We start from the raw sequence: 20,427 nt of genomic DNA, 5'->3' as shown, positions 1-20,427 counted from the left end.
CCCGGTTCGCGTCACGACGCGTCGAAACAGGAACCTGGAAAGGGCGGCTACTTGTCCGCCCGCTGCTGCTTCTTCGCCAGCAGCTGCCGCAGCGCCGCGACCTTTTCCGCCGCCTGATCGGGCGGCAAATCGGCCTTCACGAGTATTTCGGCTTCGGACTCGCGGCCCTGCAATCCCAGCACGAGCGCGAGATTGGCGCGGACCCGCGCATCGTTCTGATTGCCCTGGTAAGCGCGGCCGAGCACCTGTTCGGCCTTCGGCAGATTGTTTTGCAGCATATAGGACAGACCGAGATTGGACAGCACGGTCGGCTCGTTCGGCACGATCTTCAACGCCGCGGCGTAATATTGCTGCGCCTCCTCGTTGCGGCCGAGCTGATCGAGCGCGGCGCCCTGCGCCGACAGGATGCGCCAGTCCGGATCCTCAGGCGAATGCGCGCGGCCGAGGACGTCGAAGGCTTGCTGGAAATTGCCGTTGTCGGCGAGCGCTCGGCCATAGCCGGCGAGCAGCGCCTTGTTGCTGGGATGGCCGAGCACGGCCTGCTCCAGCACTGCGACGGCCTGTGCGCGCTGACCGGTCTCGCGCAGCGCCTTGCCGTAGGCGAGCGCAACGCCGGGATCGCCGGGCCTGGCGCGATAGCGCTCGCGCAAGGCGGCCATATCCGGCTTGGCGTCAGCTTTGCTGGCCGGTTCCGATCTGACGCCGAGCGCGCCGGTCACGTCTTCGATGCCGGCGGTCTGGCAGCCGCCGAGGCCGAGCACCAGGAACGCGGGAAGCAGGAATCTCGCCGGTGAGGCGAGCAACGAACGCTTGGACATACTCTGATCACTCGGCAACTGATCAGAGATGCTGACCCATTAACGCTAAAGTCCCGTTAAAGAGCGCGGCCCTTGCGGCCTAGTCGACGAACTCGGCGCCGAACTCGCAGCCGATGCGCCAGCGCAGGCGACATTGGCGGGAATAGTCGGGCGCGAAGATGATGGTGAATTCCGGCGGCACTTCCAAGAATTCCGCCACCACTTTCACACCGCCGTCCGAAATATCCGTGATCGTGCAGTCCCGCGGCAGCGAGCCCGCGCCAAGATGAATCTTGGCGAGCCGGCTGCATACCCGACGTTCGCTTCTCCGGCGATTTGCAAGCATCTTGCTTCTTCACTTGTTAGATCACGGCCCATCCCGCAGCCTCAGAAGTAATGGACATTCGTTGGAATGTGCTGAGGACAGAAGGGAGCTTTTGAGACGTAGTCTCCGTGTCGCGTTTACGACTGGTTAGGACTGGCGCGGCGCCGGGGAATGTTCCCGTATTGTTCTTGCGCAGGCGGCCGCGCTCTGCTACCCCTAATTGCGCGAAAGGGGCAGGCTGGTTCGAGCATGGTTCAGCGGGTTTCTACCGTCGCCTTTGAGGGGATCGAGGCCCGCGCGGTCGACGTGCAGGTGCAGGTCGCCCCCGGCCTGCCGGCCTTCGCCATTGTCGGCCTGCCGGACAAGGCGGTGTCCGAGGCGCGCGAACGGGTGCGCTCGGCGCTGATCGCCTCGGGACTGGCGCTGCCGGCGCGGCGGATCATCGTCAATCTGGCGCCGGCCGACGTCCCGAAGGAAGGCAGCCATTACGACCTGCCGATCGCGCTCGGGCTGATGGCGGCGATCGGCGCGATCCCGCCGGATGCGCTGACCGGCTTCACCGTTCTCGGCGAGCTCGGCCTCGACGGCTCGATCGCCCCAGTGGCCGGCGTTCTTCCCGCCGCGATCGGCGCCAATATGCGCGAGGAAGGGCTGATCTGCCCGGCGGCCTGCGGCTCCGAAGCGGCCTGGGCGAGCCCCGACATCCAGATCATCGCAGCGAGTTCGCTGATCCAGATCGCCAATCACTTCAAGGGCACGCAGGTGCTGTCGCGGCCCTCGCCGAAGGTGCACGAGGCCGCCGCCTCCACGCTCGACCTGCGCGACATCAAGGGCCAGGAAAGCGCCAAGCGCGCGCTGGAGATCGCGGCCGCTGGCGGGCATCATTTGCTCATGGTCGGTGCGCCCGGCGCCGGCAAATCGATGCTGGCCGCGCGCCTGCCCTCGATCCTGCCGCCGTTGTCGCCGGGCGAGCTGCTCGAGGTCTCGATGATCGCGTCCGTCGCCGGCGAGATCGAGGGCGGTGCGCTGACGGCGCGGCGCCCGTTCCGCTCGCCGCATCATTCCGCCAGCATGGCCGCGCTCACCGGCGGCGGCATGCGCGCCAGGCCCGGCGAGATCTCGCTGGCGCATCAGGGCGTGCTGTTCCTCGACGAGCTGCCGGAGTTCGATCCGCGCGTGCTGGATTCGCTGCGCCAGCCGCTGGAGAACGGCGAGGTCGCGGTGTCGCGCGCCAATCACCGCGTCACCTACCCTGCCCGCTTCATGCTGGTCGCGGCGATGAATCCCTGCCGCTGCGGCAATGCGTTCGAGCCCGGCTATGCCTGCAAGCGCGGCCGCATCGACCGCTGCACCGGCGACTACCAGGCGCGCATCTCCGGTCCCCTCATGGACCGCATCGATCTGCGCATCGAGGTGCCGGCCGTGACCGCGGCGGACCTGATCCTGCCGCCGCCGGCGGAGGGATCGGCCGAGGTCGCCGCACGCGTGGCGGCGGCGCGCGACATCCAGCTCGCGCGCTATGCGGATGCCGGCCTGCCAAAGGTCCGCACCAATGCCGAGGCGCCCGCCTCCGTGCTGGAGGAAATCGCAAAGCCGGATGCGCAAGGCGCCAAGCTGCTGCGGGATGCCGCCGAGACCATGCGGCTGTCGGCGCGCGGCTATCACCGCGTGCTGCGGGTGGCGCGCACGCTCGCCGACCTCGACCACGCCGACAAGATCGGCCGGCTGCATCTGGCCGAAGCGCTGTCCTACCGCGCACTCGCGGAGGATGTGCGGCAGATGGCGTGATCGCGCCCTCGCATCAACCCGGCGGTAACGACTTTCCTTTACGCTCTGCAAACCATAAGGCCCGCGCGTTTCGGTTGTGAGTTCCAGAAGGGCCCGGCGAGTAGAGTGTCATGTTGCGTTTCAAGATCCTGGCCTCGGTTGTTCCCCTGCTGGCGGCTGCGGTGTTCGCCCGTGCCGAGATCGGATCGGTCTCGCATCCCTGCATCGCGCTCGGCGACACCTCGGTCGAGCTCACATCCCTGTTCTGGACCGCCAACGTGCATGTCGCCTTCACCGACGATCCCGCGCGGGCCACGGTGCGGGTCCAGATCACCGATGACGCGGACGCCGCGGACTTCACGGTGGTGGACGACGGCCTCGGCTCCGAGCCGGACTCCTGCCAGGCCAGCCCCGCGACACGGCTGATCTCGATTGCCGCGCAGCCGGTCGACGGCGGGCCGGTGGTCTATCTCTCCAGCGATGGACCGGCGGATTACCGCATCTATGTGCGCTCAAAGACGTTCTCGCAGCGCGAAGCGGCGGCCCTGATCGTGGGTGCCCGCGGCGGCCACCGCCAGCTCCAGGCCGCCTCGCTCTGAGCCGTTAACACCTCGTCAACCCTGTTTGGAGGCAGAACCAGGGCCTCAAGCTGTTCGCAAGGTCGGCGGGCCATGGTCGCACGCGGCGGCGGGGCCTCGAGCGAGAGAGTCGGGTCGGTGGTGATGGGTCGGACGTTCCGGATCAAGGTACGCATGCGCCGCTTCAAGCGGCAGCACCCCCGCATTGCCTTCGCGATCCGCTCCTTCATGATCTTCTCGGCGACCTTCGGCGGCGCCTATGGTTTCGTGTCCGGCAGCCGGTCCGAGACTTCCGGCTACGATCCCCACGCCTTTGCGATCGGCGCGAGCTTCCTGTTCGCGCTCGCCTGCCTCGGCCTTGCGACGCTGAGCATGCGCCTGCGCTTCGTGGGCAAGCGGCTGCGCACCCTCGCCGTCCACAATGAGGCGTTGATCGACCGCAATTGGGAGCTGAAGGAAGCGGAAGAGCGCGCCCGCAGCCTGTTCGAACAGCAGGGTGACCTCATCGTGCTGCGCGACACCGAGGGCCGCATCACCTTTGCCAACGACGCCTATTGCGCACTCGCAGGACAGGCGCGCAGCGCGCTGGTCGGCACGCGCTTCGATTTCGACGTGCTGGAGCAGGGCGACAATGCCCGCGAGAGCAACGGCACGCGCATCCACGACCAGAAGATCGCAACCCCGCTCGGGCCGCGCTGGATCGCCTGGCGCGAAGGCTATGTCCGGCTCGATGCCGGACAGCCCGCCGAGCTGCAGAGCGTCGGACGCGACGTCACCGACCGCACCGAGACCGAACGCGCCTTGTCCGACGCGCGCGACCAGGCCGATGCCGCCAACCGCGCCAAGTCGCGCTTCCTCGCGATGGCCTCGCACGAGATCCGAACGCCGCTCAACGGCATCATCGGCATGGGCGGCCTCCTGCTCGACACCAATCTGACGCCGGAGCAGGCGACCTATGCCAGGGCGGTGAAGACCTCGGGCGAAGCCTTGATGGCGCTGATCGAGGAATTGCTGGACTATTCCAAGATCGAAGCCGGCAAGCTCGACCTCGATCAGCGTCCCTTCGCGCTCTCGACCCTGGTCGAGGAGATCACCGAGCTGCTCGCGCCGCGCGCGCAGGCGAAGACGCTCGAGATCGCCGCCTATGTCGACGAGCGCCTGCCGCTCGAGGTGCTCGGCGACGCCGCGCGGCTGCGGCAGGTGCTGCTCAACCTCGCCGGCAACGCCATCAAGTTCACGAGCAACGGCGGCGTTGCACTGATCGTCGAGCCCGGCATCTGGCCGAACGAGATCAGCTTCCTGGTCCGCGATACCGGCATCGGCATCGCAGCCGAAGCCCAGCAGCGCATCTTCCGCGAGTTCGAGCAGGCCGACGAGCGCGTTGCCCGCACCTATGGCGGCACCGGACTCGGCCTTGCCATCAGCGAACGCATCGTCAAGCGCATGGGTGGCCGGATCACGCTCACGAGCGAGCCGGGCAGGGGCTCGACCTTCGAGGTCGCAGTGCCGCTTCCGCCGTCGCAGGCCGGCGCCGGACAGACGGCATTTCCGAGCCCCGATCTCACCGACAAGTCGATGCTCCTCGTCGCCGACGGCCTCGAGGCCTCGTTGATCGCGCGGCGCCTTGCGCGCTGGGGCGGCCAGACCTGCCTGGTTGCGGATGCGGCGGTTGCCGAAGCCCTGCTGCCGGAACGCTCCTGGCACGCGGTGTTGATCGATCGTGCGATCGGTCCTGCCATTGCCGACCATCTGGGTGACGCCGCCCGCGCGCATGCAGTGCAGCGCCTCGTGCTGCTGACGTCGAGCTCGCGCCACGAGAAGCTGTCGCCGGCCTTCACCGGCTTTCTGATGAAGCCGCTGCGGACGGCTTCGCTCGCCGCACGCCTCGCCCTGACGCCGGAGGTCATCTCGCCCGATCTCGCGCCGGAGCCGCCGGCTGCATCCGCCGGCCCAGCGCCGGCGAAGGGCCTGTCGATCCTCGTCGCCGAAGACAACGAGATCAACGCATTGTTGATGCGCTCGCTGCTGACCAAGCTCGGCCACCGCGTCGTCATCGCCGTCCACGGCGAGGCCGCGCTGGAATCCTGGCTCGCCGCCTCATCCGCCGGCACGCCCTACGATCTCGTGCTGATGGACATTCAGATGCCGCAGCTCGACGGCATCGAGGCGACGAAACGCATCCGCGCCCAAGAGGCCGCCACGGGTGGTCCCCACACGCCAATCCTGGCGCTCACCGCCAACACGCTGGTGGAGGATCGCTATGCCTGCTTCGAGGCGGGCATGAACGGATTTCTGATCAAGCCGCTCGACCGGGAGAAGCTCGACGAGGCGCTGGCCGGGCTGGCCGCATCCCGGCATCTGACCGTGGCGAATCCTGCGGGAACCTGATCCCGCCCGGCAATCGCGAATTGAAATCGAGCGAGTTGCGCGTCACCATCCTCCGGGGGCCTTTGCAAGAGAGGGTTTTGCGCATGAACGTGCTTTGCCGCCTCGCACTTATTGCTCTCCTCGCTGGAATCTCCCGACCCGCCGCAGCCGATACGCCGGAACTCATCTCCTCGCTCAAGCAAGGCGGCTACGTCCTGATCTTCCGGCACACCGCGACCGACGACAGCCAGAAGGACGTCTACCCGTTCAAGTTCGACGACATGAGCGCCCAGCGTCAGCTCAGTGACAAGGGCAGGGACATGGCGCGCCAGATCGGGGCAGCGATCAGGGAGCAGGCGATCCCGATCGGCGATGTCTACACCAGCAGGCTGAACCGCGCGGTCGAGGCCGGCAAGCTCATCTCCGGCCATGAGGTCAAGCCGGTCGATGCGCTCACGGACAGCAGCAATGCCAGCGCATCGGGAATGGCAAACCCGACCGGCGCCAATGCAAAGGCCGGACAGGCCATGCGTCAGCTCGTCGATGCGCCGCCGAAGGCAGGTACCAACACGTTCCTGGTCACCCACAAGACGAACATCGCCGATGCCTTCGGCAAGGAGGCCGGAGACGTCCAGGAAGGCGAGGCCTTCGTCTACAAGGCCAATGGCTCCGGCCCCGCCACCTTCGCGGGGCGCATCAAGCTTGCGGACTGGAACGCGAAAGCAGGCAGGTGAGGGGCCCGGCATCCAGCCGTGACTTGCCGCTCCGCCACGATGTTGTGATACGGAGGACTCGTGACGAGCGACTGAAAGGCTGGCGAATACGTGAGAACATCAGAAGACCGCTCATTCCTCATCTTGCTTGCCGCGATCTCCGTTGTGTTCGGGTGGGTGCTTTGGCCATTCTCCGGCGCATTGTTGTGGGCCATCCTGCTGGCCATCATCTTCGCACCGCTCTATCGGCGCGCCCTAAAAACCGTCCCGGGAAAGCCCAACCTCGCCGCATTGTTCACTGTCGTCGTCGTGATCGTCATGGTCCTGATCCCGGTGGCGGTCGTCATCGCTTCGCTCGTCGACCAGGGCGGGGAGCTGTATCAGCGCGTTCAGAGCGGAGAGATCAGTTTCGCTCATCCCCTGGAGAAATTGAGATCCGCACTGCCTGGCTGGGCTGCTTCGCTGTCAGATCGCCTGGCCCGCATGGATCTTTCGGCCCTGAGGGAACGCCTGTCGGGCCTGGTCGTCCCAGCCGGCCAACAGCTGGCCGGACATGCGATCAACATCGGCCAGCTGACGCTGGAGTTCGTCGCAAGCCTGCTCGTGATGCTGTACCTGCTGTTCTTCCTGCTGCGCGACGGTGAGGAGCTCAGCGCACGCATTCGCGACGCACTCCCGCTGCGCCCGAGCCAGACCGCCGAGATTCTCGATGCGTTCACCCTGGCGGTTCGCGGAACCATCAAAGGGATCGTTCTCGTCGCGCTGATACAGGGGGCGCTTGGCGGGCTCATCTTCTGGCTGCTCGGCTTGACTGCGCCGCTGCTGGCGGGCGCGCTGATGGCGCTGGTTTCGCTGCTGCCCGTGCTGGGCTCCGCCCTGATTTGGGTCCCGGCCGCGATTTATTTGCTTGTGGCGGGCGCAGTCACGAAGGGCCTCATTCTGCTCGCTTTCGGCACCTTCGTGATTGGCCTCGCCGACAATTTTCTCCGCCCGATCCTGGTCGGCCAGTCGATCCAGATGCCGAGCTATGTTGTGCTGCTTGCCACCCTGGGCGGCCTTGCGACCTTCGGAGCGAACGGCTTCGTCATCGGCCCGCTCGTCGCCGCGATGTTTCTGACGACCTGGCACATCTTCGTCGTCTCGAAGACGCAACAGGGGGTCCGAAAATGATCGTCATTCCGGGCCTCGAGCGGGCGATGGGCGCCAGCCGGGCTTGAAATCCGGCCGACCCGGAATGTTATGCAGCATAAGAGATAAACCGCGGCGCAGACAGCTTTTCGGGCGGCGCCTGGCTTCCCCGGAAGATGGTGTCTGCCTTGGCCGCGCGCTTGCAATGCGGGCACACGAAGAGATGTGCGATGACCGGCGTCGGCTCGTCCGCGAGCAGCTCGGAGCGGAACCACTTCATCTCGACATGGCAGTCGGGACAGATCGGAGCTTCGAGTTGCTCCGCAGCGCTTCTGAGACGATCAACCATGGTGCCTTTCCGCCGCTTCCAAATGAATAGCGGAATACCCCTTGTTGATCTGCAACAAAAGATACCTATCGCGCGAACCGGCCAGCGCCTCGTTCAAGGCGCCATCATAGCCGCCTCAGCGCCACGCTCTCCACCGTGTGGTCGGCGCCCTTCTTCAGGATCAGCGTCGCCCGGGGGCGGGTCGGCAGGATGTTGTCCTCGAGATTGGCGAGGTTGGTGCGTTCCCAGATCGCGATCGCGGTGGCGGTGGCTTCCTCGTCCGACAGCAGCGCATAGCGGTTGAAGTAGGATCTTGGATTGGTGAATGCGGTATCGCGTAGCGCCAGGAAGCGCTTGATGTACCATTGCCGCAGCGCCGCTTCGTCGGCGTCGATGTAGACCGAGAAGTCGAAGAAGTCGGACACGACAGGCACCGCCTTGCCGTCACGCGGCAGCTTGCCGGTCTGCAGCACGTTGACGCCCTCGACGATCAGGATGTCGGGCTGGTCGATCTCGGCCCACTGGTTCGGCACGATGTCGTAGGTCAGATGCGAATAGACCGGCGCGCGCACGTGGCGGCGGCCGGCCTTGATGTCGGAGAGAAAGCTGAGCAAAAGCGGCAGATCGTAGCTCTCCGGAAAACCCTTCTTCTGCATCATGCCGTGCCGCTCGAGCACCGCGTTGGGATAGAGAAATCCGTCAGTGGTGATCAGTTCGACCTTCGGCCGCGGCGACCAGCGCGCCAGCAGCGCCTGAAGAACGCGTGCCGTGGTGGATTTCCCGACCGCAACCGAGCCGGCGACGCCGATGATGTAGGGGACCTTGCGATCCCTGATGTTGAGGAACTGGCGCTCTGCGTAATACAGGCGCTGCATGGCGTCGACATAGATCGACAAAAGGCGCGACAGCGGCAGATAAATGTCCTCGACTTCCTGGAGATCGAGGCGGTCGTGCAGCGAGCGCAGCCGGTCGAATTCACCCGGCTCGAGCGTCATCGGCGTATCGTCGCGGAGGCGCGCCCACTGCTCGCGCGTATAGACGCGATACGGATTATACTGCTGCTCGGGTGCGCGGATATCCATAACGCCGCCTTTCCGTTGCCCTAGAGCATGATCCGGAAAAGCGTGAGCGGTTTTCCGAAACGATCATGCTCAAACAATAACCTCAATCGCTTTTGCGCGACGCCTTTTCTTCCAACCCTGACATCGAGGTCCGCTTGCCCAGAGCGGCCTCGACCTCTTCCAGCTTTATGCCGCGAGCCTTCAAGAGCACAAGGAAATGATAGAGCAGATCGGCACTTTCAGCGATCAGATGCGCGCGATCGTTTTCGACTGCAGCGATTACGGTTTCGACTGCTTCCTCGCCGAACTTCTTGGCGCAATGCTCGGCGCCCTTGTCGAGGAGCTTGCGGGTATAGGATGCTTCGCCACCGGAGGCCGCGCGGGCGTCGATGGTCTCGGCCAGATCGTGGATCGTGAAACGCGGCATCGGACTTTACTCAGAAACACACAGGACCATGAACGGCCATCCCGTCCGCCAATCTAGCATTCTTATGGACCGGAGTCGTCAGGCATCGAGGCGCATCGGCAGTCCGCGCCGCGCCATGTGCTCCTTGGCTTCGCGGATGGTGAATTCCCCGAAATGGAAGATCGAGGCGGCCAGCACGGCCGTGGCGTGCCCGTCGCGGATACCGTCGACGAGATGGTCGAGATTGCCGACGCCGCCCGAGGCGATCACGGGAACGGGAATACTGTCGGCGATCGCACGGGTCAGCGGAATGTCGAAACCCTGCCTGGTGCCGTCGCGATCCATCGAGGTGAGCAGGATTTCACCGGCCCCGAGCGAGACCACTTCCTGAGCATATTCGATCGCATCGATGCCGGTGGAGTTGCGCCCGCCATGGGTGAAAATCTCCCAGCGGTCGCCGCCCGGGCGCTTGACGCGCTTGGCGTCGATCGCGACCACCACGCACTGCTCTCCGAATTTTTCGGCAGCTTCCTTGACGAACTCGCGCCGCGCCACCGCGGCGCTGTTGATCGAGACCTTGTCGGCACCGGCGCGCAGCAGCGTCTTGATGTCGTTGACCTCGCGCACGCCGCCGCCGACGGTTACCGGCATGAAGCAGGCTTCCGCCGTGCGCCGGACCACGTCCAGCATGATGCCACGGTTCTCATGGGTCGCGGTGATGTCGAGGAAAGTGAGCTCGTCGGCGCCGGCGGCGTCATAGGCGATCGCGGCCTCGACGGGATCGCCGGCATCCCTGAGATCGACGAAGTTGACGCCCTTGACGACTCGGCCGTCCTTGACGTCGAGGCAGGGGATCACGCGCACCTTGAACATCTGTCGGCTCCTACGCGCGCGCGTTGCGGATCAAAGTGAGGGCGGCGGCGGGATCGAGCCGGCCGTCGTAGAGCGCACGGCCGGCGATCGCACCGGCGAGCTTTTTTGCCCGCGGCGCCAGCATCGCCTTGACGTCCTCGATCGAGGCGAGGCCGCCGGAAGCGATCACGGGAATGGAGATGGCGTCGGCCAGCGCAATGGTCGCCTCGAGGTTCAGACCCTTGAGCAGGCCGTCGCGCGCGATGTCGGTGAAGATGATGGCGGCGACGCCGGCATCCTCGAAACGCTTTGCGATCTCGAGCACGGTGACCTGCGAGGTCTCGGCCCAGCCTTCGACCGCGACCTTGCCGTCACGCGCGTCGAGCCCGACTGCGACGCGGCCGGGGAATGTCTTCGCAGCCGACTTCACCAGCTCGGGATCGCGCACCGCGGCGGTGCCGATGATGACGCGGGTGATGCCCTTGTCGAGCCAGGCTTCGACGGTGGCGAGATCGCGGATGCCGCCGCCGAGCTGCACCGGGATCTTGATCGTCTTCAGCATCGCCTCGACGGCCTGCGCGTTGACAGGCTTGCCGGCGAAGGCGCCGTCGAGATCGACGACGTGGAGATACTCGAAACCCTGCTCCGCAAAGCTCTGCGCCTGCGCGGCTGGATTGAGGTTGAACACGGTCGCGCGCGCCATGTCGCCTTGCTCGAGGCGCACGCACTGGCCGTTCTTGAGGTCGATCGCGGGAAAGAGAATCACGGCTTCCATCGCAAAAAGTTCGAGATCAGGGCCAAACCAAAGCGCTGGCTCTTCTCGGGGTGGAATTGGGTCCCGATCGCGGTGTCCTTCGCCACGATCGCGGTGACTGGCCCACCGTAATCGGCGCGTGCAAGCACGTCCGCCTCGTTGGCGGCATTGAGGTGGTAGGAGTGCACGAAATAGGCATGCTGGCCCTTTGGGCCGAGCGGCAGCTTGTTCAGCACCGGATGTTCCTGCAGCACGCCGAGTGTATTCCAGCCCATGTGCGGGATCTTGAGGTTTTCGTCGCGCGGCGTGATCTTCTCGACGTCGCCGCCGATCCAGTTCAGGCCTTCGGTGATAACGTGTTCCTTGCCGCGGCTCGCCATCAGCTGCATGCCGACGCAGATGCCGAAGAACGGCCGCGCCTTGACGCGCACCGCCTCGGTGATCGCCTCGACCATGCCGTTGACCGCATCGAGCCCGCGACGGCAATCGGCGAAGGCGCCGACGCCCGGCAGCACCAGGCGGTCAGCCTCGTAGGCCTGGTCCGGATCACTGGTGACGAAGACCTTTTGCGGGCTCTCCAGGCTGCGCGCAGCGCGCTCGAACGCCTTGGCGGCGGAATGCAGATTGCCGGAACCGTAATCGATGATGGCGACGCTCATCTTGACCCTCCCGGTTCTGGAAACAATCCAATGATGCCGCCGGCCGGAATCGGCGGCGGGTTCGAGAACTGCTGGCCCGGCACGCCGCGGGTCGGCGGCGGACCGCCGCGATCGACGGCCCATTGATCGTTGACGATGCCGTGCTGCTTCTGGCTCCAGCGCTCGAAGAAGCGGCGCTCGGCGGTGTCACCGTTGTCGGCAACCACCACGTCGAGCTGCCGCCATTTGCCGCGCGACAACGTCCAGCGGCGCAGGCTCGAGGCCTCGAAACCCATCAGCAGCGCGACGACGAGATTGGCAAAGACGATCGAGCTGCGGCCGACACCGAGGCTGGACAGCCCCGCGCTGAACGCGGCCGTGAACAGCACCCAGCCGATCAGCGCCAGCCACAACCGATTCCACAGCAGCCAGAACGGGCCGAAGACCATTGCCCAGAAATGGAAGCCGTCGCGCACGAAGACGAACTTGTCGGTCGCGCGCAGATCGGCTCCTGCGGGTGAGGGAGCGTGAACTGTGTAGACAGGCATGGTGATGCCCCGTTCTTCGAATTCAGTGATGCCGCCGGCAGCGTTTTGCCACCGAGACGAAGATGTCAGCCGCCGAGCGAGCCCTTGGTGGACGGGATTTCGCCCGCCGCCTTCGGATCGATCGCGACCGCCGCCCGCAGCGCCCGCGCCAGACCCTTGAAGCAGGACTCGGCGATATGGTGGCTGTTATCGCCATATAGGGTCTCGACGTGGAGAGTCACGCCGGCGTTGATGGCGAAGGCCTGGAACCACTCGCGCACCAGCTCGGTGTCGAACTCGCCGATCTTGTCGCGGGGAAACTCGACCTTGAACACTAGGAACGGGCGGCCCGAGATGTCGATGACCACGCGCGAGAGCGTCTCGTCCATGGGCATGTGCACGCCGGCATAGCGGGTGATGCCCGCCATGTTGCCGAGCGCCTGCCTGACCGCCTGGCCCAGCGCGATGCCGGTGTCTTCGGTGGTATGGTGATGATCAATGTGCAGGTCGCCCACCGCCTTGACCGTGAGGTCGATGCGGGAATGGCGGGCGAGGAGATCGAGCATATGGTCGAAAAAGCCGATGCCGGTCGCGATATTGGACACGCCGGTGCCATCGAGGTTCACGGAGGCCTCGATGTCGGTTTCCTTGGTCTTGCGCTTGATCGTCGCGGTGCGCATTGAAAGCTGGCTTTCATCCTAGCTAGGGAGCCGAAAACGGCGGTCTTTTAACAGCCAAATGACGCCTTCGCTACTGCGGGAACGCTCGGGCAGGCCAACACTTCCGCCTATGGTGAGCGGAATCTAGGGCCGGAACGGCCCGTTGTGCCCTTAGCCACGACCGCCTAAATCAAGCCGGACAACGAGGATCATCCATGCAGGCTTCCCAGAATAGCTCGCCGGTCTGGCACGGCACCACGATCTTGACGGTCCGCAAGGGCGGCAAGGTGGTGGTCGGCGGCGACGGCCAGGTCTCGATCGGCCAGACCGTGATCAAGTCCAACGCCAAGAAGGTCCGCAAGCTCGGCAAGGGCGACGTCATCGGTGGCTTTGCCGGCGCGACGGCCGACGCCTTCACACTGTTCGAGCGGCTGGAAGCCAAACTCGAGCAATATCCGGGACAGCTGACCCGGGCCGCGGTCGAGCTCGCCAAGGACTGGCGCACCGACCGCTACCTAAGGCGGCTGGAGGCCATGATGATCGTCGCCGACAAGGACGTCTCCCTGGTGCTGACAGGCACCGGCGACGTGCTCGAGCCCGAGGCCGGCGTGATGGCGATCGGCTCCGGCGGCAACTATGCCCTTGCGGCGGCACGGGCCCTGCTCGACACCGACAAGGACGCCGAGACCATCGTCCGCCGCTCCCTCGACATCGCTGCCGACATCTGCGTCTACACCAACCGCAATTTGACCATTGAGAGCCTGGCGACTGGCTAGGCGATGCCGACCGCCTATGCCTTCCGCCCGATGACCAGGGCCGACCTGCCGCTGATCCGGCGATGGCTGGGTGAGGCGCATGTCAGGGAGTGGTGGGGCGATCCGGACGAGCAGTTTGCGCTGGTGAGCGGTGACCTCATCGAGCCCGCCATGGACCAGTTCATCGTGTTGGCCGGCGACAAGCCATTCGGCTATCTTCAATGCTACCGCCTGACCGCCTGGAATACGGGCTTCGGGCCGCAACCGGAGGGCACGCGTGGGATCGACCAGTTCATCGGAGAAAGCGGCATGATCGGACGCGGCCACGGTTCGGCGTTCATCCGCGCGTTCGTCGACGAGCAGCTGCGGCAGGGCTTGCCGCGCATGGTCACCGATCCGGATCCGCTCAACGCACGCGCGATCCGCGCTTACGAGAAGGCGGGATTCATCCGCGACCGCATGGTGGAGACGCCTGATGGTCCGGCACTGCTGATGGTGCGCGAACCGTGACGCTGGTGCAGGCGCGCGAGAGCAAGGTCGCGGTCCCGCCGTTCGCCTGGGCCGGCATCGCGCTGCTGCTGCTGGCGCTGCAGGCCTCGATCCTGTTCGCGATGGGGCGCGTGCCGATCTGCACCTGCGGCACCATCAAGCTCTGGCATGGCGTGGTGAACAGCTCAGAGAATTCGCAGCACATCGCCGACTGGTACAGTTTTTCGCACGTGCTGCACGGCTTCCTGTTCTACGGCCTGACCTGGCTGCTGTTCGCTCGATCGCCGTTCCTGACCCTGTCGTGGCCCGTCCGGCTGATCATCGCGATGCTGATCGAGGGCGCCTGGGAGATCGTCGAGAACTCGCCGTTCATCATCGAGCGCTATCGCGCCGGCACGATCTCGCTGGATTATTACGGCGACAGCATCGTCAATTCGGTTTCGGACACGCTGTTCATGGTGCTGGGGTTCCTCGCCGCGCGCGTGCTGCCCGCCCCGGTCACTGTCCTGCTCGGCCTCGCCTTCGAGATCGTGCTGGCACTCCATATTCGCGACAATCTGACGCTCAACATCCTGATGCTGATTCATCCGATCGAGGGCGTGAAACAATGGCAATCGGGCCCGCCGATCATCTGACGGCCAAAAAAGCGGCTTGTCCCGGCGTGCATCTGACCCTAGCTAAGCACACATGACAGACTTCTCTCCCCGCGAAATCGTTTCCGAACTCGACCGTTTCATCGTCGGCCAGGGCGACGCCAAGCGCGCCGTCTCGATCGCGCTGCGCAACCGCTGGCGCCGCCAGCAGCTGTCCGGCTCCTTGCGCGAGGAGGTTCTGCCGAAGAACATCCTGATGATCGGCCCCACCGGGGTCGGCAAGACGGAAATCGCGCGACGGCTCGCCAAGCTCGCGAACGCGCCGTTCCTGAAGGTGGAAGCGACGAAGTTCACCGAGGTCGGCTATGTCGGCCGCGACGTCGAGCAGATCGTGCGCGACCTCGTCGAGGTCGCGATCGCCCAGGTGCGCGAGAAGAAGCGCAAGGACGTGCACGCGCGCGCCCAGCTCGCCGCCGAGGAGCGCGTGCTCGATGCGCTGGTCGGCGCCAATGCGAGCTCGGCGACGCGCGAATCCTTCCGCAAGAAGCTGCGCGCCGGCGAGCTCAACGACAAGGAAATCGAGATCGAGACGCAATCGTCCGGCGGCGGTATGCCGATGTTCGAGATCCCGGGCATGCCGGGTGCGCAGATGGGTGCGATCTCGCTCGGCGACATCTTCGGCAAGTTGGGGGGCCGCAGCAAGACGCGGCGGCTGACGGTCGAGGGCTCGCATGAGATCCTCGTCAACGAGGAATCCGACAAGCTGCTGGACACCGAGCAGCTGACGCTGGAGGCGATCAGCGCGGTCGAGAACAACGGCATCGTGTTCCTCGACGAGATCGACAAGATCTGCGCCCGCGACGGCCGCGTCGGCGGCGACGTCTCGCGCGAGGGCGTGCAGCGCGATCTGTTGCCGCTGATCGAAGGCACCACGGTCTCGACCAAGCACGGCGCGGTCAAGACCGATCACATCCTGTTCATCGCATCGGGCGCCTTCCACGTCGCAAAACCGTCCGACCTGTTGCCGGAATTGCAGGGCCGCCTGCCGATCCGCGTCGAATTGCAGGCGCTGACCCGCGACGACATGCGCCGCATCCTGACCGAGCCAGAGGCCTCGCTGATCAAGCAATATGTCGCGCTGATGCAGACCGAGGGCGTGACACTCGACATCACCGACGGCGCGATCGACGCGCTCGCCGACGTCGCGGTTGCCGTCAACTCTACGGTCGAGAACATCGGCGCGCGGCGGCTCCAGACCGTGATGGAGCGGGTGCTGGACGAGATCTCCTTCACCGCCCCCGACCGCAGCGGCGAGACGATCAAGGTGGATGCGGATTTCGTGCAGAAGCACGTCGGGGATCTCGCCAAGAACGCGGATCTGAGCCGGTTCATTTTGTAATTTTGATTCAGTCCGCTATCTATCCGCGGTCGTCCCTGCGAAAGCAGGGACCCATAACCACCAGCGGTCCTTGTTGAAGCAGATGGCGGCTCCGATCCCGGCACAAACGACTGCCTGTGGTTATGGGTCCCGGGTCGCGCTTCGCTTGCCCGGGGCGACAGCGGAGGTTGCTCTCACCAGTTCGGGTGGGGCGTGACCGGGCGCATCCTGCAAAATCCCTGGCGTCTGCTGCTCGCGATCAACGCGGCGGTCATCATTGGCGTCTTCGTCCACAAGATCCAGCTGCCGCCTTACGTCCCCTACATTCACCTCCTCGTCGACTATCATTTCGGCTTCATCAAGCGCGCGCTGATCGGAGCGGTCGTCGCCCTCTTCACCGACAAGGTGCCGGTCTGGCTGGTGTTCGCGCTCGGCGGGGCGACGTGGCTGGCGACATCAGCGCTTTACGCAAGACTGTTCCAGAAGACCTTCGGCTTCACCACGAGGACGCTGCCGCTGTTCGTCTTCACCGCGGGCTCCCCGTTCTTCCTGAAGAACTTCATGCACACGCTCGGCCATTTCGACATCTACGGCTGCGCGCTGGCGATCATCCTGCTGCTGATGCCCGCGGGCTCGCTGCTGTTCGTTGCCACGGCCGCGCTGTTCTCGATCGTCCTCGTGCTGATCCATCACATTCATCTCTTGATGTATGTGCCGACGATCATCACCATCGTCGTGCTCAGGCACTACCTGACCTACGGCAGCAACCGCAGCAACGTCGCTTTCGGCGCCGTTGCCGTGCTCATCATCTCCGCACTGTTCTTCGCGGCGCAATTCCTGGGAACGATGCCGATCCCCGAAGCGGATTTCGTGGCCTATCTGAAGAGCCGGATGGCCGATCCTGCGCGGACCGACCTGCTGCAATTTGCCTACATCTGGTACCAGCCGCTGGCGAAGGAGGTTGCCGACACCTGGGGCCGCCTGCCGCACAACATTCTCGGCGTGCCCGTGTTCGTCCTGCTGATCTGGCTGCACACGCCGTTGTGGCGCTATCTTGCGCGCCTGATCGGCGCACTCGCCAGCGAAACGCACCGCCGCCTCGTCGTCGCGGCGCTGATTGGAGTCAGCCTCGCCTACGTCGTGATGTTCGCGATGGTGTTCGACTATTCGCGCTGGATCTCGAACTGGGCGGTCTGCATGTTCCTGATCCTGCATGCGGTGAAGATGCTGCCGGCCAAGCAGGAGGCTGCGCTGATTCCGGCGGAGGATCAGAAGACAAACGTCTGCGGCTTGATCCTGACCCTGATCCCACGCGTCGGAATCGTGCGGCCGTTCTAAGACCTCGCCCGCCTGATCCGTACATACAGCGCGCCCTCGCCGCCATGACCGATGGCGGCCTCTTCGAAGCCGACGACGAAGGCGCGGAATTCGGGCAGGCTGAGCCATTCCGGCACCTGGCGGCGGAGAACGCCGCTTTCGCCGCCGCTGCGGCCCTTGCCGGTGATGACGAGCACGAAGGTCAGGCCGTCCTGATGGGCGCGGTGCAGGAAGCCGGCCAGCGCGCGATGGGCGCGCATCTGGGTCATGCCGTGCAGGTCGAGCCGCGCCTCGATCTCGCTGCGACCGCGCGACAGTTTTGTCCGCTCGCGCTTGCCAAGCGGCGCGAGGGGCGGAATGGACGGCTTCGCCACGCGCGGCGCCGGCGTGGCGGCGATGGGCCGCGGCGATGACGCCGGTCGCGTGGCAGTCACGGCCGGTGACGATTCAGCGCGCGGCGCGGCATGCGCCTTCGGCGCGCGGTACTTCCTCAGCGGCTTGACATGCTTCGAAACGAGGTCCCACAGCTCGCGCTCCTCCTCGCTCAGCGCACGGCGGCGCGGCGAGGGGCGAGGCTCCAGCACGGGCGGACGGGACGATCGTTTCATTGCTGCCGATGAGGACGATTCTTCACCGGTCGACGCGGCTCAGCGGCAGGGTCGATCGCGGGACGCGGCACCGGTAGCGGAACGGGGCCGGCGATGGCAACCGTTTCGTTCTTGCCTTGCGCCGCTGCGGCAACAGGCGTGCCCGTCTTTGCCGGGTCGGTTTGCGGAAACAGCTTTGCGATCTTCTCCGAGGGCCTGGGGTCCGGTATCGGCAACTTCGCGGCGCGCGGGCCGGGATCGAGGCTCTTCGGCACCAGCATCACGAAACGCATGGGATGGCGCAGCCGCCCGGAGACACGGCCGGCCTCCTGGCCGGCGCCGAAAAACAGATCGGCGCGTGCGGGGCCGATGATGGCCGAACCGGTGTCCTGCGCGATCATCAGCCGGTGAAACGGCGTCTTGGCGCGTTCGGACTCGATCGGCAGCTCGCCCTCGATGAAGAACGGCGTGCCGTAGACATGCAGCGATTTGTCGACCGCGATCGAGCGGCCGGCGGTCAGCGGAATGCCTTGCGCGCCCACCGCCTCGTCCTTGTCGGAGAGGTTGACCTCGCGGAAGAAGATATAGGCACGGTTCGCGCGGCGCAGCTCCTTGGCGCCATCGGGATTCTGCGCCATCCACTCCCTGATCTTCTGCATCGACATCTCCTCTTTCGGGATGATGCCGCGCTCGATCAGGATGCGGCCGACGGCCGTATAGGGGTAGCCGTTATAGGCGTCGTAATTGAGCCGAACCGAGCTGCCGTCCTCGAACTTGATCCGTGCCGATCCCTGGATCTGGGCGAACAGAAGATCGGTCGGATCCTTGAGCCAGGCGATCTCCAGTCCGCGGCCGGCGATCTTGCCGTCCTCGATCTCGCCGCGGTCGTAATAGGGCACGAGCTTGCGGCGGCCGATCTTGCGATAGACCGGGCCCTTGTTGGGCAGGCTGAGCGAATCCTGCTTGTAGCCGCGCACGAACAGATTCGACGGACGGCGATAGACCGGCACGTTGTAGACATCGGTTTGCGTGCGCGACCCCTCCAGCACCGGCTCGTAATAGCCGGTGACGAAACCGTCGGGCTCGCCGAGGCGCGAGATCCGCAGCGGCGTGAAATTCTCCTCGAAGAAGGTCTTCGCCTTGGCGTCGTCGGCGAGATCGAGCGTCTTGGCAGCCCGGCAAGGCTCGCTCAGCGATGTGCCCAAGGCCTTAGGTTCGAAGGCCTTAGGTTCGAAGGCCTTGGGTTCGAAGACCTTGGGCTCGGCCGCGCCGTTCTGCGCATTGACCGGCCGGCAGCTGGCGCGGAACGTCTTGTAGGCGGCAAGATGATTGTCGTCGTCCCAGCCCTTCACGTCGGCCCAGGCCAGCGGCAGATATTGCGCGCCGGGAATTTCGAACGGCAGGGAGAGCTGCGGATAGGGCAAGGCCCGCGGCGGGGCGGCCGGCAATTGCCGGGCGTGATGATGATGGCTGCGATGGTGGCGCCGCGCCGCCTCGGCACCGAGCGAAAACGACGAGAGCACGACGGCGCACGCGCAAAGCGCCGTCGCGCTGTTCTTCAGAAAGACCTTAGTTCGCGCTTCCGGTGCCAACCAGCTTCCAGTTCGGATCGCGAGAGGAGATGTCGCGGGCGAAAGTCCAAATGTCGGTGATGTCGGCGACCGTATCGGCGCTGCCGTCGACGATGTTGCCGGCCTTGTCGCGGGTGGCCGAGATCATCTGCGAAACGAAGCGCACGGTGAGCTGGGCGGTGCGGTCGCGCAGCTCGGCGCCGACGAGTTCGGCCTTGTCGATCGAGACGAAGCGCGTCTCGGTCTTCTGCTCGTTCTTCTCGCGTTCCTTGATCGCGGCATCGAAACTGTCATAGACGTCCGACGATAACAGATCGCGCAGCGCGCGGCGGTCGCCATTGGCGAAGGCCAGCACGATCATCTCGTAGGCGCCGCGGGCGCCCGAGATGAAATGGCGCGGATCGAAAGTGGAATCCTTCTCGAGGATGGCATCGAGGCCCTGCGCCAGCGCAGTGCCGGGTTCGGTCAGCCCCTTCCAGCGATCGGAGGGCGGGGTCGGTTCGGCCGTCGGCGCCAGCGGGGCCTGGTCGATCACCTTGCCCGGCACGGTCACGACGTTGTTGTCCTGGGCACCTCCCAGCGCATTGCGGGCGGCGGTGCGGTCGAACGGCGGCCGCTCGTTGCCCGTGCGCTGCCCCAGCACGCTACGCAGTCTCAGAAAGATGAAGACTGCCAGCGCCAGGAATATGATGGTGTAGATGTCCACGTCGTATTCGCTTTCTGGTCTTTTCAGGGGTCGTTGCCGGGAAAATCAATCCGGCCAGTAGACCGTTCCCTACGGAAACGGCAAGTCTACATCACCATTTTGGATCCGCGTCCGGTCCGTGGGATGTAGGC

The 20,427-nt window shown here is 65.3% G+C and carries 23 protein-coding genes; 10 read left to right on the top strand and 13 right to left on the bottom strand.

The features are described from left to right. Nucleotides 1-47 precede the first annotated feature (47 nt). Both EHH60_RS24770 and EHH60_RS24765 read right to left on the bottom strand, forming a co-directional pair. A complete protein-coding gene (locus EHH60_RS24770; RefSeq protein ID WP_124162024.1) occupies nt 48-818 on the bottom strand; it encodes a tetratricopeptide repeat protein in 771 nt (256 codons plus the stop codon). Nucleotides 819-897: 79 nt separating this feature from the next. After that, complete coding sequence (locus EHH60_RS24765) at nt 898-1,143, bottom strand: PilZ domain-containing protein (RefSeq protein WP_124162023.1); 246 nt, start codon at nt 1,141-1,143, stop codon at nt 898-900. A 228-nt stretch (nt 1,144-1,371) separates the two neighbouring features. On the opposite strand from EHH60_RS24765, the gene EHH60_RS24760 reads away from it, so the two are divergent. The 5 genes from EHH60_RS24760 (at nt 1,372) to EHH60_RS24740 (ending at nt 7,717) form a co-directional block, all read left to right on the top strand. Continuing rightward, the gene (locus EHH60_RS24760; RefSeq protein ID WP_124162022.1) at nt 1,372-2,910 is read left to right on the top strand and encodes a YifB family Mg chelatase-like AAA ATPase; all 1,539 of its coding nucleotides are present in this window, start codon (nt 1,372-1,374) and stop codon (nt 2,908-2,910) included. A gap of 110 nt (nt 2,911-3,020) precedes the next feature. Next, entirely contained in the window at nt 3,021-3,488 is a 468-nt protein-coding gene (locus EHH60_RS24755) for a hypothetical protein (RefSeq protein ID WP_124162021.1), read from the top strand. Nucleotides 3,489-3,611: 123 nt separating this feature from the next. Continuing rightward, on the top strand, nt 3,612-5,855 hold the full coding sequence (locus EHH60_RS24750; protein ID WP_199751946.1) for a PAS domain-containing hybrid sensor histidine kinase/response regulator: 2,244 nt from the start codon (nt 3,612-3,614) through the stop codon (nt 5,853-5,855). An 83-nt stretch (nt 5,856-5,938) separates the two neighbouring features. After that, entirely contained in the window at nt 5,939-6,568 is a 630-nt protein-coding gene (locus EHH60_RS24745) for a histidine phosphatase family protein (RefSeq protein ID WP_124162020.1), read from the top strand. Nucleotides 6,569-6,691: 123 nt separating this feature from the next. Beyond that, nucleotides 6,692-7,717, top strand: coding sequence for an AI-2E family transporter (locus tag EHH60_RS24740; protein WP_349629082.1), 1,026 nt, complete (start codon nt 6,692-6,694; stop codon nt 7,715-7,717). 67 nt (nt 7,718-7,784) lie between these two features. Here EHH60_RS24740 and EHH60_RS24735 read toward each other — a convergent pair whose 3' ends face one another. From EHH60_RS24735 to hisB, 8 genes are all read right to left on the bottom strand, one after another. Further along, complete coding sequence (locus tag EHH60_RS24735; RefSeq protein ID WP_124162018.1) at nt 7,785-8,024, bottom strand: hypothetical protein; 240 nt, start codon at nt 8,022-8,024, stop codon at nt 7,785-7,787. A gap of 104 nt (nt 8,025-8,128) precedes the next feature. Beyond that, nucleotides 8,129-9,085 (bottom strand): type I pantothenate kinase, encoded by a 957-nt coding sequence (coaA, locus tag EHH60_RS24730; protein WP_061880030.1) that lies wholly within the window; start codon nt 9,083-9,085, stop codon nt 8,129-8,131. 82 nt (nt 9,086-9,167) lie between these two features. Continuing rightward, entirely contained in the window at nt 9,168-9,491 is a 324-nt protein-coding gene (locus EHH60_RS24725; RefSeq protein ID WP_124162017.1) for a phosphoribosyl-ATP diphosphatase, read from the bottom strand. A gap of 78 nt (nt 9,492-9,569) precedes the next feature. Beyond that, nucleotides 9,570-10,343 carry an imidazole glycerol phosphate synthase subunit HisF gene (gene hisF / locus EHH60_RS24720; RefSeq protein WP_061023640.1) on the bottom strand — a complete coding sequence of 258 codons (774 nt, stop codon included), beginning with the start codon at nt 10,341-10,343 and terminating at the stop codon, nt 9,570-9,572. Between the two features lie 10 nt (nt 10,344-10,353). Next, nucleotides 10,354-11,097: a 1-(5-phosphoribosyl)-5-[(5-phosphoribosylamino)methylideneamino]imidazole-4-carboxamide isomerase gene (gene hisA / locus EHH60_RS24715; protein WP_199751943.1), complete on the bottom strand. Its 744-nt coding sequence runs from the start codon at nt 11,095-11,097 to the stop codon at nt 10,354-10,356. Next, the gene (gene hisH / locus EHH60_RS24710; RefSeq protein ID WP_124162016.1) at nt 11,085-11,735 is read right to left on the bottom strand and encodes an imidazole glycerol phosphate synthase subunit HisH; all 651 of its coding nucleotides are present in this window, start codon (nt 11,733-11,735) and stop codon (nt 11,085-11,087) included. The genes hisA and hisH overlap by 13 nt, the downstream gene beginning before the upstream one ends. After that, nucleotides 11,732-12,262 (bottom strand): DUF2628 domain-containing protein, encoded by a 531-nt coding sequence (locus EHH60_RS24705; RefSeq protein WP_124162015.1) that lies wholly within the window; start codon nt 12,260-12,262, stop codon nt 11,732-11,734. The genes hisH and EHH60_RS24705 overlap by 4 nt, the downstream gene beginning before the upstream one ends. 65 nt (nt 12,263-12,327) lie before the next feature. Then, nucleotides 12,328-12,921, bottom strand: a complete 594-nt coding sequence (hisB, locus tag EHH60_RS24700) for an imidazoleglycerol-phosphate dehydratase HisB (protein ID WP_124162014.1) — start codon at nt 12,919-12,921, stop codon at nt 12,328-12,330. 194 nt (nt 12,922-13,115) lie between these two features. Between hisB and hslV the strand changes: the two genes are divergently transcribed. From hslV to EHH60_RS24675, 5 genes are all read left to right on the top strand, one after another. Next, a complete protein-coding gene (hslV, locus tag EHH60_RS24695) occupies nt 13,116-13,676 on the top strand; it encodes an ATP-dependent protease subunit HslV (RefSeq protein ID WP_124162013.1) in 561 nt (186 codons plus the stop codon). Nucleotides 13,677-13,679: 3 nt separating this feature from the next. Continuing rightward, nucleotides 13,680-14,165, top strand: coding sequence for a GNAT family N-acetyltransferase (locus tag EHH60_RS24690; protein WP_124162012.1), 486 nt, complete (start codon nt 13,680-13,682; stop codon nt 14,163-14,165). A gap of 2 nt (nt 14,166-14,167) precedes the next feature. After that, a complete protein-coding gene (locus tag EHH60_RS24685) occupies nt 14,168-14,779 on the top strand; it encodes a DUF2585 domain-containing protein (protein ID WP_502697421.1) in 612 nt (203 codons plus the stop codon). 52 nt (nt 14,780-14,831) lie between these two features. Further along, nucleotides 14,832-16,136 carry an ATP-dependent protease ATPase subunit HslU gene (gene hslU, locus EHH60_RS24680; RefSeq protein ID WP_124162010.1) on the top strand — a complete coding sequence of 435 codons (1,305 nt, stop codon included), beginning with the start codon at nt 14,832-14,834 and terminating at the stop codon, nt 16,134-16,136. Nucleotides 16,137-16,328: 192 nt separating this feature from the next. Continuing rightward, nucleotides 16,329-17,453, top strand: coding sequence for a hypothetical protein (locus EHH60_RS24675; protein WP_124162009.1), 1,125 nt, complete (start codon nt 16,329-16,331; stop codon nt 17,451-17,453). Here EHH60_RS24675 and EHH60_RS24670 read toward each other — a convergent pair. Genes EHH60_RS24670 through EHH60_RS24660 form a run of 3 tightly spaced genes read right to left on the bottom strand, consistent with a single transcriptional unit; the run spans nt 17,450 to nt 20,296 of the window. Further along, a complete protein-coding gene (locus EHH60_RS24670; protein WP_124162008.1) occupies nt 17,450-18,040 on the bottom strand; it encodes a Smr/MutS family protein in 591 nt (196 codons plus the stop codon). The genes EHH60_RS24675 and EHH60_RS24670 overlap by 4 nt on opposite strands. After that, the gene (gene mltA / locus EHH60_RS24665; protein WP_199751928.1) at nt 18,037-19,611 is read right to left on the bottom strand and encodes a murein transglycosylase A; all 1,575 of its coding nucleotides are present in this window, start codon (nt 19,609-19,611) and stop codon (nt 18,037-18,039) included. The genes EHH60_RS24670 and mltA overlap by 4 nt, the downstream gene beginning before the upstream one ends. Further along, nucleotides 19,589-20,296 (bottom strand): Tim44/TimA family putative adaptor protein, encoded by a 708-nt coding sequence (locus EHH60_RS24660; RefSeq protein ID WP_124162006.1) that lies wholly within the window; start codon nt 20,294-20,296, stop codon nt 19,589-19,591. Before EHH60_RS24660 ends, mltA begins: the two co-directional genes overlap by 23 nt. Nucleotides 20,297-20,427: the final 131 nt, after the last annotated feature.

Origin of the sequence: Bradyrhizobium sp. RP6, from assembly GCF_003837805.1 — a bacterium.
Classification (GTDB): domain Bacteria; phylum Pseudomonadota; class Alphaproteobacteria; order Rhizobiales; family Xanthobacteraceae; genus Bradyrhizobium.
The sequence above is the reverse complement of the archived record's forward strand: the minus strand, read 5'-3'. Positions and strand labels throughout refer to the sequence as shown.

Bases quoted from the DNA above. Each gene is read 5' to 3' on its own strand.
- coaA (WP_061880030.1), bottom strand. From the start codon at position 9,085: ATGGATATCCGCGCACCCGAGCAGCAGTATAATCCGTATCGCGTCTAT.
- EHH60_RS24725 (WP_124162017.1), bottom strand. From the start codon at position 9,491: ATGCCGCGTTTCACGATCCACGATCTGGCCGAGACCATCGACGCCCGC.
- EHH60_RS24765 (WP_124162023.1), bottom strand. From the start codon at position 1,143: ATGCTTGCAAATCGCCGGAGAAGCGAACGTCGGGTATGCAGCCGGCTC.
- EHH60_RS24745 (WP_124162020.1), top strand. From the start codon at position 5,939: ATGAACGTGCTTTGCCGCCTCGCACTTATTGCTCTCCTCGCTGGAATC.
- EHH60_RS24735 (WP_124162018.1), bottom strand. From the start codon at position 8,024: ATGGTTGATCGTCTCAGAAGCGCTGCGGAGCAACTCGAAGCTCCGATC.
- EHH60_RS24690 (WP_124162012.1), top strand. From the start codon at position 13,680: ATGCCGACCGCCTATGCCTTCCGCCCGATGACCAGGGCCGACCTGCCG.
- hslU (WP_124162010.1), top strand. From the start codon at position 14,832: ATGACAGACTTCTCTCCCCGCGAAATCGTTTCCGAACTCGACCGTTTC.
- EHH60_RS24705 (WP_124162015.1), bottom strand. From the start codon at position 12,262: ATGCCTGTCTACACAGTTCACGCTCCCTCACCCGCAGGAGCCGATCTG.
- EHH60_RS24755 (WP_124162021.1), top strand. From the start codon at position 3,021: ATGTTGCGTTTCAAGATCCTGGCCTCGGTTGTTCCCCTGCTGGCGGCT.
- EHH60_RS24670 (WP_124162008.1), bottom strand. From the start codon at position 18,040: ATGAAACGATCGTCCCGTCCGCCCGTGCTGGAGCCTCGCCCCTCGCCG.
- hisF (WP_061023640.1), bottom strand. From the start codon at position 10,343: ATGTTCAAGGTGCGCGTGATCCCCTGCCTCGACGTCAAGGACGGCCGA.
- hslV (WP_124162013.1), top strand. From the start codon at position 13,116: ATGCAGGCTTCCCAGAATAGCTCGCCGGTCTGGCACGGCACCACGATC.
- EHH60_RS24770 (WP_124162024.1), bottom strand. From the start codon at position 818: ATGTCCAAGCGTTCGTTGCTCGCCTCACCGGCGAGATTCCTGCTTCCC.
- hisA (WP_199751943.1), bottom strand. From the start codon at position 11,097: ATGGAAGCCGTGATTCTCTTTCCCGCGATCGACCTCAAGAACGGCCAG.
- hisB (WP_124162014.1), bottom strand. From the start codon at position 12,921: ATGCGCACCGCGACGATCAAGCGCAAGACCAAGGAAACCGACATCGAG.
- hisH (WP_124162016.1), bottom strand. From the start codon at position 11,735: ATGAGCGTCGCCATCATCGATTACGGTTCCGGCAATCTGCATTCCGCC.
- EHH60_RS24750 (WP_199751946.1), top strand. From the start codon at position 3,612: ATGGGTCGGACGTTCCGGATCAAGGTACGCATGCGCCGCTTCAAGCGG.
- EHH60_RS24760 (WP_124162022.1), top strand. From the start codon at position 1,372: ATGGTTCAGCGGGTTTCTACCGTCGCCTTTGAGGGGATCGAGGCCCGC.